We start from the raw sequence: 11,431 nt of genomic DNA, 5'->3' as shown, positions 1-11,431 counted from the left end.
GCCGCCCCCGCCGCCAGCTTCAGCGCCAGCGCCGCGCCGTCGCGCCGCACCGCCACCAGCGGCGCCGCCGGCGCCTGCGCGCCCAGCCACGGCGTGGCCGGCTGTGGGGACCGGCGCTGGTGTGGGCGCCGCCGCGCATGGCGGTCAGGCGGTGGCGGTGTATGCGTTGTGGTCGCGCTACGGCAGCGAGTGGCGCTTCGCGGTCGCGCCCGGCGGACGGACGGCGCTGCTGTTGCCCGACGATCCCGTGGCCGGTGCGGTCAACATGGTCGTCGTCAGCGCGATAGACCGGCTGGGTAACGAGAGCGAGCGGGTGTCGGTGCTGCGGTGATGATGGCGCGTAGTACCGGGGGCGGATCGCGCCCGTGAAGGCGCCGACTGCGGCCGCCATCCTCGAGCGGGGGCCGGCCCCGGTTGGCCGCGGCGGCTGCGCTCACGCGGGCTGCGGCGCCGTTTAGGCTGCGGCGCTGATGACGATACTTTTTACTGCGGGGCTGTAGCATCGGTCCCGACCGAAGGCTGACCATGACCAATGATCGCACACACCAGCTCGCCCTCGGCATCGACGCCGGTGGCACCCAAACGCGCTGGGCCCTGGCCGATGGCGACGGCGTCATCGTCGCCGAAGGCAGCGTCGCCGGATTGTCGGCGACGCAGATGGCCGACCCGGCCGGCCGCGTCGCCGTGCGCCTCACCTTCGCCGCGCTGGCGACGGCGGTGCTCGATGTCGGCCAGCCGGCGCGCGTCTGCGCCGGCCTGACCGGATTCGATGTCGCTTCCCGCTCCGGTCTCATTTCCGGCGCCAACGCCGGTTCCAGTTCCGGCGCCAGCTCCGACGGCGCCACCCTCGCCGCCTGGCTGGCCGATGCGCTGGCCATCCCGGCCGCCGCCGTCGCGCTGCGCAGCGACATCGAAATCGCCTACCTCGACAGTTTCGCGCCCGGCGAAGGCTATCTGGTTTACGCCGGCACCGGTTCGATCGCGGCCTGGATCGATGCCGACGGCGTCTTCCACCGCGCCGGCGGCCGCGGCGTGCTGCTCGACGATGGCGGCGGCGGCTACTGGATCGCGCGCGAGGCGCTGCGCCACATCTGGCGCGCCGAGGACGAGGCGCCCGGCGCCTGGCGCGAGTCGGCGATGGCGCGCGCCGTGTTCGCCCACATCGGCGGCGCCGACTGGTCGCTGTCGCGCGACTTCATGTACGGCCAGCAGCGCGGCGCCATCGGCCGGCTGGCGCTGGCCGTCGCCGCCAGCGCGGACGACGACGCGCAGGCGCTGCTGATCCTGCGCCAGGCCGGCGCGGAACTGGCGCGGCTGGCGCGGGCGCTGGCGGCGCGTCACGGCGCGCGGCCGGTCGCGCTGGCGGGACGGGCGGCGACGCTGCATCCGGCCATCGTGCAAGCGATGCGGGCCGCGCTGCCGGCGGCGCTGCGGCTGCGCCAGGCCGAGTCGCAGCCGCATCGCGCGGCGGCGCGCATTGCACTACACTCTGCTCTTGATCCGCGACGAGACCCTCCATGAAAAAACTGCTGCTCACCGTGCTGTTCACCGCGTTCGCCGCCCTGCTGGCCGGCTGCGCCGCGCCGGGGCCGAAAATCGACACCACGTATGTGGCGCGCGGCCAGAGCGACCGCATCAAGTTCGTCATCGTCCACTACACGGTGGGCAACTTGCCCAGTTCGCTCAAGACGCTGACCGAGGAAGTCGTCAGCAGCCACTATCTGCTCACCGACACCGATCCGCCCTTCTTCTACGCGCTGGTCGACGAGTCGCGCCAGGCCAACCACGCCGGCGTCAGCAACTGGAAGAATTACACTCTGCTCAACGGCAGCTCGATCGGCATCGAGATCGTCAATCCCGGCTTCAAGGACACGCCGGAGGGACGGCTGTGGTATCCGTTCCAGCCGGCCCAGATCGACCAGCTGATCGCGCTGCTCGGCCAGATCGTCGCGCGCCACCACATCGCGCCGGAAAACATCCTCGGCCACAATGAAATCGCGCCGCAGCGCAAGGAGGATCCGGGCCCGCTGTTCCCGTGGAAGCGGCTGGCCGACGCCGGCCTGATCGCGTGGCCCGACGCCGGCCGCGTCGCCGCGCAGCTGCCGCAGTACCTGGCGCAGCTGCCGGACCCGGCGTGGTTCCAGAAGAAGCTGGCGCTGCATGGCTACGCGGTGCCGCAAAACGGCCAGTTCGACAAGGCCACCCAGAATGTGATCGCGGTGTTCCAGACCAAGTTCCGGCCCGCGAAATTCGACGGCCAGCCGGACGCGGAAACGGCCGCGCTGCTTGATGTGCTGACGACGCCGGCCGGTGTCGTGCCGACGGCGGCGCCTGCCATGCCGGCTGCGACGGCGCCATCGCTGCCGTCGCAGCCGCAGCCGTCCACGCCGTCACAGCCACCGGTGCCACCGCAGCCGCAGCCGTCGGCCGCCAACCCGGCCGCAGTCGAATCGCACTGAAGCGGCGCGCGCGATCATGCCATCCCTGCCCGCCAACGAGAGCCACGAGGCGATGACGCCATGACGCCGCCGTCCATCGACATCGAGGAGGTGGCGCGGCACGACGCATTCCGCCACCTGAGCGCCATCGCCGGCATCGCCGTCGAGCTGCGCTACGCCACGGCGGACAATTTCGTCGGCTGCGTTTTATACCCCGACCTCGATTGCGCGTGGCTGCACCGCGATGCGGCCGAGGCCTTGGCGCGGGCGGTGTCGTGGCTGGCCGGACGCCGGCCCGACGTCACGCTGCTGGTGCTCGACGCCCTGCGTCCGCAGCGCGTGCAAGAGCAGTTGTGGGCCGCGTTGCAGGACACGCATCTGCTGGAATACATCGCCGAACCGGTGCGCGGCTCGATCCACTCCTTCGGCATGGCGGTCGACGTGACGCTGCGCGGCGCCGACGGCCGCGAGCTGGACATGGGCACCGGTTTTGACGACATGAGCGAGCGTTCGCAGCCGGCATTGGAAGCGCGGATGCTGGCGCGCGGCGCGCTGACGGCGCAGCACATCGCCAACCGCCAGTTGCTGCGCGACGCCATGGGGCAGGCCGGTTGGGTCGGCATCGCCAGCGAATGGTGGCATTTCGATTGCGGCGACCGCCAGTTGGTGCGCCGGACTTACACGCGCGTGCTGTAGCGGCCGACGACCAGGTAAATCAGCCGCCGTGTCCACCGGGGTCAAGACCGTGTGTCAGACCACAGTTTCGAATGAATCTCTCGAAACTGTGGTCTGACCCCGTTTTAGTTTGCTGGCTGCCCCCGTTTTTAGTTTACTAGCCGGGTCAGCGGTCGACCGTCGCCATCCGCTCGGAGTTGTAGCGCGGGCCGGCCACGTGGGCCAGCGCGCGGTCGAGCAGCTCCATCTCTTGCGGCGACAGCGCGACGCTGGCCGCCACCACATTCTGTTCCAGATACGCGCGCCGCTTGGTGCCCGGTATCGGCACGATGTCGTCGCCGCGATGCAACGCCCACGCCAGCGCGATCTGGCCCGGCGTCACCTGGCGCGATTCGGCCAGCGCGCGCACGGCGGCGGCCGCCTGCATATTGGCGTCGTAATTGGCGCCCTGCAAGCGCGGGTCTTGATGCCGGAAGTCCGACGGCGGATACGCTTCCGCGCGCTGCGCCGAGCCGCTGAGGAAACCGCGTCCCAGCGGACTGAAGGCGACCAGGCCGATGCCCAGTTCGCGCAGCACCGGCAAGATGTCGTCGTCGAGATTGCGCTCCCACAGCGAGTATTCGCTTTGCAGCGCGCTGATCGGGTGCACCGCGTGGGCGCGGCGGATATTGGCCACGCCCGCTTCGGACAGGCCCAGGTAGCGCACCTTGCCCTCGCGCACCAGGTCGGCCATGGCGCCGACCACGTCCTCGATGGGTACGGCCGGGTCGATGCGGTGCTGGTACAGCAGGTCGATGTAGTCGGTGCCGAGGCGCTGGAGCAAACCTTCGACAGCGACGCGGATGTGCTCGGGCCGGCTGGTGACGCCGACGTTGACGCCGTCGCGCAAGTCGAAGCCGAACTTGGTGGCCAGCACGACCTCGCCGCGGCGGCCCTTGAAGGCGCGGCCCAGCAGCGACTCGTTGTGATACGGGCCGTAGACTTAGGCCGTGTCAAAAAAATTCACGCCCAGTTCCAGCGCCCGGTGCAGCGTGGCCACCGATTCGGCCTCGTCGGCCTGGCCGTAGGTATGGCTCATGCCCATGCAGCCGAGGCCGATCGCCGCCACTTGCAATCCCTGCTTGCCTAACATCCGATGTCGCATTGCCTCTCCTTGTACAGTGGCGACCATGCTACCAGATGCGTCAATGCGGCGCTGGCGGCGTGCCGGAGCGGGCCACCCAGTCGACCAGCGCGTCGAGCACGGCGCGGCCGGCGCCGTTGCCGCCATGCTCGCTGTTGATGATGGCGACGACGATGCAGGGCACGCCATTGGCGTCGGGCACGTAGCCGGCGATGGCGACGACGTTGTTGAGCGAGCCGGTCTTGAGGCGCGCGCGCCACTCGGCGGGGCCGTCCTTGAAGCGCTTGCGCAGCGTGCCGTCGAGGCCGGCGATCGGCAGGCTGGTGAGGAACTCCGGCGCCCACGGGCTGCGCTGCGCCACTTGCAGCACGCCGGCCAGCTGGGCCGGCGTGACGCGCTCGCTGCGCGACAGGCCGGAGCCGTTGTCGAGCACCAGGGCCCGGTCCGCGATGCCGTGCGCTTGCAGCCAGTCGCGGACGGTTTGCTCGGCGCGCGCTGCGGTCGAGGGGAAGGGCGCAGGCGACGCGCCCGATGCTGCGTCGATGTCCGCTGCCGTCGTCGCCGTCGTCGCCGCGACCGCCGGCAGCGGCCGGCTGCCCAGCGCCGCATCGCCTTGCAGGCTGCCGAGGCTGAGGAACAGGGTGCGCGCCAGCACGTTGTCGGAATGCTTGTTGGTGTCGCGCAGGATTTCCGGCAGCGGCCGCGAAGCGTGTTCGGCCAGCAGGCGGCTGCCCGCCGGCGTCGCCGTGTCGGGCGTGGCCTCGCGCACGGCGCCGCCCAGGCTGCCGCCCAGCTGGCGCCACGTCGCGCGCAGCAGGCGTTCAAGATAATCATGCCGGTCGAGCAGGTTGAGGCTGGTCGCGGCGGCGCAGTTTTTCGGGAAGCTGCCGTGCAGGACGATGGTGATGCGTTCGCCGCTGCGCACGGTGTCGGCCGTCTGCCAGCCGCTTTCCCATGTCGCACATGGCGCGTTGACGAGCTTCATGTCGGAACGGATGCGGACCTGCTCCAGCTGCGGCAGCAGCGTCGCCGTCAGCGCGCCGGCGTCGGCCCGCAAGTCGATGCGCAACAGGTTGCTGTTCAGGAGCAGCGCGTCCGGTATGACGTTGTAATACGCGGCCGGATATTCGTCGAACGGCGGCGCGTCGATGTCCGGCCGCGCAGGCTGGAACAGTTGGCGGTCGAGCACAATGTCGCCGGCGATGGTGCGGATGCCCTGGCTGCGCAGCGCTTCGAGCAGGTGGCGCAGCACGTCTTCGTTGAGGTCGGTGTCGGCGCCGCCGCGCAGGTAGAGCGTTCCTTGCAGCGCGCCGTTCACAACCGGCGCGCTGCTTCGCAATTCGGTGCGGCCATGGAACGCCGGACCCAGCTGGTCGAGCGCGACCATCGTCGTCAGCACCTTCATCACCGAGGCCGGCTGCATGGCCAGCTGCGGCTGGTGCGCCACCAGCGTGGCGTCGCCGCGCAGCACGATGGCGCCGACGGACGAGTCGGCAATGTGCGCGGCCAGCATCAGCTGTTCGACCGGCTCCGGCAGCACGGCGTGGGCGCTGGCGCTGGCCAGCAGTCCGGCCAGCAGCGTCAGCAGCGATGGCAGGCGCGGGAGGGATCGTGGTTGCGGCATGGCGGTGTTCAATCTCGGCTCAGTGGAAAAATAAATAGGACACGAAGATGGCGGCCACCACGCCGGCGCAGTCGGCGATCAGGCCGCAGGAAATCGCGTAGCGCGTCTTGCGGATGCCGACCGAGCCGAAGTATAGCGCCACGATGTAGAAGGTGGTGTCGGCCGAGCCCTGGAACACGCACGTCAAATGGCCGACGAAGGAATCGACGCCGTAGGTTTTCATGGCGTCTATCATCAGCGCCTTGGAGCCGCTGCTGGAGAGCGGCTTCATCAGCGCGGTCGGCAGCGCCGGCACGAAGTCGGCGTTCAGGCCGAGGTGCACGGCGGCCCAGTGCAGGCCGTCGACGACGAAGCCGAACACGCCGGCGTTGCGGATCACGCTGATGGCCACCAGCATGCCGACCAGGTAGGGGATCACCGTCAGCGAAGTCTGGATGCCGCCCTTGGCGCCCTCGATGAAGGCGTCGTAGACGTTGACCTTTTTCCACAGCGCGGCGACGATGAAGCCGACGATCACCAGCATCAGCACTAGGTTGCTGACGACCTTGGACATGGTTTCGATTTCGGTCTTGTTCAGATAGTGGGTGACATAGAAGATCAGGCCGGCGATCGCGGCCGTCATGCCGCCCAGCCAGCCGGTCACGACGCGGTTGAACAGGTTGATGCGCTGGCGTATCGCCACGCCGATGATGCCGGCCACCGTCGCCACATACGTGGCGATCATGCAGGGGATGAAAATGTCGGACGGGTCTTGCGCGCCGAGGATGGCGCGCTGTGCCATGATGGCCAACGGGATCAGCGTCAGGCCGGAGGTGTGCAGCACCAGGAACATGATTTGCGCGTCGCTGGCCTCGTCCGGCCTGGGGTTGAGGGTTTGCAGGCTCTGCATCGCTTTCAGGCCGAAGGGCGTGGCGGCGTTGTCGAGACCGAGCAGGTTGGCGGAAAAATTCATCAGCATGTGGCCGGTGGCCGGGTGGTCCCTGGGCACGTCCGGGAAGATGCGGGCGAAGAAGGGCGAGATGATGCGCGCCAGCACGTTGATGGCGCCAGCCTTTTCGCCGATGTTCATGATGCCCAGCCACAGCGTCATCACGCCGGCCAGCGGCAGGGCGATGTCCATCACGCCGCTGCGGGCCGAGTCGAAGGTGCCGTCGATGATGCGTTTGAAGATTTCGGTATCGCCCAACAACAGCCACTGTGCCAGCGCGGCGGCAAAGCCGACCAGGAAAAAGCCGGACCAGATGTAATTGAGCGACATGCGATAAATTCCGGGGAAAATGGTGGTGTGCAAAGTATAGGGGCAGCGCGGCTTGTGTTGAGGAAAAATTGGCCGTATGCTCGGTTTCGGACGCAACCATGGATGGATCGCTGATGAGGTTTTTAAGGGGATGGCTGGGGACGATGCGCGTCGCGCTGCGGGGACCGGCGCTGGCCACGGCCACGGCCACGGCCACGGCCACGGCCACGGCCACGGCCACGGCCACGGCCTCGATGTTTGCCACGGCCTCGGCCTTGGCCGCGATGCCGGCGGCGCCAGCATACGCCGCCGTGGCCGCCGCGCCGGCCGGGTCGATTACCTTGCCGACTATGCCTACCTTGTCCGCAGCGCCGGCCATGTCGATCGCGCCGGCCGGGCGCGAAGCCCACGTGCTGCACGCCTTCCTCAGCACCGGCGAGACCGGGCTGGACCCGGCCGTCGCCTCCGACATCGCCAGTCTGAGCCTGATGGAAAACATCTTCGATCCGCTGCTGCGCTACGCCTATCTGTCGCGTCCCGTGCGGCTGCGTGGAAACACGGTGGGCGCGATGCCGCGCGCCGAGGGCGCCGGCCTCAGCTACACATTCCAGATCCGCCCCGGCATTTATTTCACGCCCGATCCCGCCTTCAAGGGTGTGCGGCGCGAGGTGACGGCGCAGGATTACGTCTACAGCCTCAAGCGGCTGTACGATCCGGCGCTGAAGTCGCCGTGGCTATTCCTGTTCGAGGGCAAGATCGCCGGCGACGCCGCCCTCGCGCCCGGCAAGTTCGGCTACAACGTGCCGGTGGCCGGCTTGCAGGCGCTGGACAAATACACGCTGCGCATCCGCCTGAGCGCGCCCGATCCCAACTTTTTGTTTTATCTGGCCAGCCCGGCGACCGGCGTCGTCGCGCGCGAGGTGGTCGAAGCCTACGGCGCCCAGGTCGGCAACCATCCGGTCGGCAGCGGCCCGTTCATGGTCGGCCAGTGGCAGCACAGCGACCGCATCACGCTGCTGGCCAATCCCGATTTCCGCGAAACCATCTTCCACGCCGGCGTCGACGCCGGCATCGCGCCGCAGGACCGCGCGCTGGCGGCGGCGCTGGAAGGCAAGCGGCTGCCGCTGCTGCAACGCATCGACGTCAAGATCGTCGAGGAATACCAGTCGCGCGTGCTGGGCTTTCTCGGCGGCGAATTCGATTATCTGGAACAGGTGCCGGAATCGATGCGCGACATGGTCATGTCGGGCGGCGCGCTGAGGCCGGAGCTGGCGCGGCGCGGGCTGGTGCTGTCGCAGTTTCCCGTGCTGCAAACTTATTATATGTGGATGAATATGGAAGATCCGCTGATCGGCGGCTACAGCAAGGACAAGGTGGCGCTGCGGCGCGCCATCGCCCTGTCCTACGACAGCCGCGAAGATATCGCGCTGCTGAAAAAAGGCCTGGCGCTGGCGGCGCAGTCGCCGCTGCCGCCGGACGTGCGCGGCTACGACGCCGGCTATCGCAGCCCGGTCGGCTACGATCCGGCGCTGGCGCGGGCGCTGCTGGACCGCTACGGCTACCGCCCCGGCGCCGACGGTTTCCGCACCCTGCCCGACGGCAAGCCGCTGACCTTGCAGATGGCGACCGAGGCCTCGACCGTGGGTCGGCTGCGCGACGAGCTGTGGCGCAAGAACCTGAACGCCATCGGCTTGCGGGTGGCCTTCCGCAGCGATAAAAAAACCGAGATCATCAAGGCCTCGCGGCTGGGCAAGGTGATGATGTTCGAGACCAACTGGGTGGCCGATTTCCCCGACGGCGACAATTTTTTCCAGCTGCTGTACGGTCCCAACCGCGACCGCGCCAACTACGCCCGCTTCGACCTGTGGCAGTACAACCAGCGCTACGAGCAGGCGCGCCTGCTGGGCGACACGCCGCAACGCCAGGCGCTGTACCGCGAGCTGTCGCAGCTGATCGCGGCCTACAACCCGTGGGTGCTGCTGACCCATCCGATCTCGGCCGACGTGCAGCAGCCGTGGCTGAAATATTACCGCCGCCATCCGGTCGAGCTGACGTCGTGGCGCTTCCTCGACGTCGATCCCGCCGAGCGCGAGCGCAAGCGGAACGGCGCCTTCGGCGCGACTCGGTAAAATCGTGCCATCTCATCCCGCCGCCGGAACGCCCATGCAATTGATTAACCGCCGCGCGCTCGCCTACGTGCTGGCCCATCCCCTCGGCTTCCTGCTGCAAACGGTGCGGGGCTTCCGCGCCAACCAAGGCCTGCTGCTGGCCGGCGCGGTCGCGTATTACTCGCTGCTGTCCATCGTGCCGCTGCTGATGCTGGTGGTGGTGGCGCTGTCGCACCTGATCGACCAGGCCGACCTGCTGACCACGGTGGGCCGCTATCTGGAATGGCTGGTGCCGGGCCAGTCGAAGGCCATCGTGGCCGAGGTGGCCCATTTCCTGGCCCACCGCGACACGATAGGGCCGGTGCTGGCGGTCACCATGTTGTTTTTCAGCTCGCTTGCCTTCACGGTGCTGGAAAACGCCATGTGCGTCATCTTCAAGCACCGCGTGGCGATACGGCGGCGCCGCTATCTGGTGTCGGCGCTGCTGCCCTACTGCTACATCCTGGCGCTGTGCGCCGGCATGCTGCTCGTCACGCTGGTGGCCGGCAGCCTGCAGGTGCTGGGCGAGGACAGCGTGCAGCTGTTCGGCCGCGCCTGGTCGCTGCACGGCGTGTCGGGCGCGCTGCTGTATCTGCTGGGCCTGGCCGGGGAAATCCTCGTGCTCAGTTCGATATACCTGGTGATGCCGGTGGGCCGGCTGTCGCTGTCGCACGCGCTGATCGGCGGCGTGACGGCGGCGCTGCTGTGGGAAATCGCGCGCCACGTGCTGGTCTGGTATTTTTCCACGCTGTCGCAGGTGAACGTGGTCTACGGTTCGCTGACGACGGCCATCGTCGTCATGTTCAGCCTGGAGATCGGCGCCACGCTGCTGCTGTTCGGGGCCCAGGTGATATCCGAATTCGAGCGCGCCGGCCGCGGCCGGCAAGACCAGGCGCCGACGCCGATGACGACGGCCTCGGTTCCCATGGGTAAATAATTTGTGCGCCGCACAAACAATCTGTGTTACACTACGCCCAGTGGTGAGGTTTGCTTGCAGACAGTCCCACTGTCCAGGCTAGCGCCGCGAACCGGGTTGTGTAAGTTTGGTTCGTAGATGGCAGCAACAGCTTGGAGTTGTAATTCCGAATACGTTGGTCGATTACACGTTGGGGGCACCACGCAGATAGCATGGGCGCCCGAGACACTGGAGGCACTTTGCAGATAGCACTGGCGTCCAAACGATTAAAGCATAGGTAATACATTGGAACAAAGCCTGCGGAAGCGGGCTTTTTTTTCGTCCGCGAAAAAGCGGGGAGGCCTCGGCCTCCCCTTTTTCCATCACAGTCCGCGCGCGATCAGCAGCTTCTGGATATCGCTCGTGCCTTCGTAGATCTGGCACACGCGCACGTCGCGGTAGATGCGCTCGACCGGGAAGTCGGACACATAGCCGTAGCCGCCGTGGACCTGGATCGCATCCGAGCAGACGCGCTCGGCCATCTCCGACGCGAACAGCTTGGCCATCGCCGCCTCCTTCAGGCACGGCAGTCCCGCATCCTTCATGGACGCCGCGTGCCAGATCAGCTGGCGCGCCGCCTCGATCCGGGTGGCCATGTCGGCCAGCCGGAACTGCACGGCCTGGTGCTCGAAGATGGCCTTGCCGAAGCTTTCGCGCTCCCTGGCATACTTCAGCGCCGCCTCGTAGGCCGCGCGCGCCATGCCGACCGCCTGCGCGGCGATGCCTATGCGTCCGCCCTCCAGGCCCGACAGCGCGATCTTGTAGCCCTGGCCCTCCGCGCCGATCAGGTTCTCGGCCGGGATGCGGCAGTCGTCGAACAGGATTTGCGCCGTGTCCGACGAGTGCTGGCCCATCTTCTGTTCCAGGCCGGCGACGATGTAGCCGGGCGTGGCCGTCGGCACCCAGAACGCGCTGATGCCCTTCTTGCCGGCGGCCTTGTCGGTCACGGCCATGACGATGGCGACGTCGGCGTACTTGCCGCTGGTGATGAATTGCTTGGTGCCGTTGATGACGTAGTGCTCGCCGTCCCGCGTGGCCGTGGTGCGCAGGGCGGCGGCGTCGCTGCCGGTGTGCGGCTCGGTCAGGCAAAAGGCGCCCAGCATGTCGCCCTGGGCCAGCGGACGCAGCCACTGTTCTTTTTGGCGCTCGTCGGGGTACATCATGGCGATGCTGCACACGGGGCAGTTATTGACGGAGATGATGGTCGAGGTGCCGCCGTCGCCGGCCGCGAT

The 11,431-nt window shown here is 67.9% G+C and carries 8 protein-coding genes and 2 pseudogenes; 6 read left to right on the top strand and 4 right to left on the bottom strand.

The features are described 5' to 3' along the window. The first annotated feature begins 121 nt into the window (after nt 1–121). The 4 genes and pseudogenes from Q0S71_RS09495 (at nt 122) to Q0S71_RS09480 (ending at nt 3,134) form a co-directional block, all read left to right on the top strand. Nucleotides 122–331, top strand: a complete 210-nt coding sequence (locus tag Q0S71_RS09495; RefSeq protein WP_295994209.1) for a hypothetical protein — start codon at nt 122–124, stop codon at nt 329–331. Between the two features lie 194 nt (nt 332–525). After that, a complete protein-coding gene (locus tag Q0S71_RS09490) occupies nt 526–1,521 on the top strand; it encodes a BadF/BadG/BcrA/BcrD ATPase family protein (protein ID WP_295994207.1) in 996 nt (331 codons plus the stop codon). Next, a pseudogene (locus tag Q0S71_RS09485) lies at nt 1,518–2,288 on the top strand (N-acetylmuramoyl-L-alanine amidase); the annotation flags it as partial. The gene Q0S71_RS09490 and the pseudogene Q0S71_RS09485, both read left to right, overlap by 4 nt. A 231-nt stretch (nt 2,289–2,519) precedes the next feature. Further along, entirely contained in the window at nt 2,520–3,134 is a 615-nt protein-coding gene (locus Q0S71_RS09480) for a M15 family metallopeptidase (protein ID WP_295994205.1), read from the top strand. Between the two features lie 145 nt (nt 3,135–3,279). Here Q0S71_RS09480 and Q0S71_RS09475 read toward each other — a convergent pair. The 3 genes and pseudogenes from Q0S71_RS09475 to Q0S71_RS09465 all read right to left on the bottom strand — a co-directional run bounded on the left by Q0S71_RS09475 (nt 3,280) and on the right by Q0S71_RS09465 (nt 7,118). Next, a pseudogene (locus Q0S71_RS09475) lies at nt 3,280–4,245 on the bottom strand (aldo/keto reductase). Between the two features lie 52 nt (nt 4,246–4,297). Next, complete coding sequence (dacB, locus tag Q0S71_RS09470; RefSeq protein ID WP_295994203.1) at nt 4,298–5,860, bottom strand: D-alanyl-D-alanine carboxypeptidase/D-alanyl-D-alanine-endopeptidase; 1,563 nt, start codon at nt 5,858–5,860, stop codon at nt 4,298–4,300. Between the two features lie 19 nt (nt 5,861–5,879). Next, nucleotides 5,880–7,118: a nucleoside recognition domain-containing protein gene (locus tag Q0S71_RS09465; RefSeq protein ID WP_295994201.1), complete on the bottom strand. Its 1,239-nt coding sequence runs from the start codon at nt 7,116–7,118 to the stop codon at nt 5,880–5,882. A 356-nt stretch (nt 7,119–7,474) separates the two neighbouring features. Here Q0S71_RS09465 and Q0S71_RS09460 point away from each other — a divergent pair, with 356 nt between their 5' ends. Further along, complete coding sequence (locus Q0S71_RS09460) at nt 7,475–9,226, top strand: ABC transporter substrate-binding protein (protein ID WP_295994211.1); 1,752 nt, start codon at nt 7,475–7,477, stop codon at nt 9,224–9,226. Between the two features lie 34 nt (nt 9,227–9,260). Further along, a complete protein-coding gene (locus Q0S71_RS09455; RefSeq protein ID WP_295994199.1) occupies nt 9,261–10,181 on the top strand; it encodes a YihY/virulence factor BrkB family protein in 921 nt (306 codons plus the stop codon). A 341-nt stretch (nt 10,182–10,522) separates the two neighbouring features. On the opposite strand, the gene Q0S71_RS09450 is transcribed toward Q0S71_RS09455, so the two are convergent. Next, nucleotides 10,523–11,431, bottom strand: a 909-nt coding sequence (locus tag Q0S71_RS09450; RefSeq protein WP_295994198.1) for an acyl-CoA dehydrogenase family protein, incomplete at its 5' end; no start/stop codon positions are given.

The sequence above is a fragment of the Rugamonas sp. genome, from assembly GCF_025354735.1.
GTDB lineage: Bacteria > Pseudomonadota > Gammaproteobacteria > Burkholderiales > Burkholderiaceae_D > Rugamonas.
This window is presented reverse-complemented; position numbering and strand designations above follow the sequence as displayed.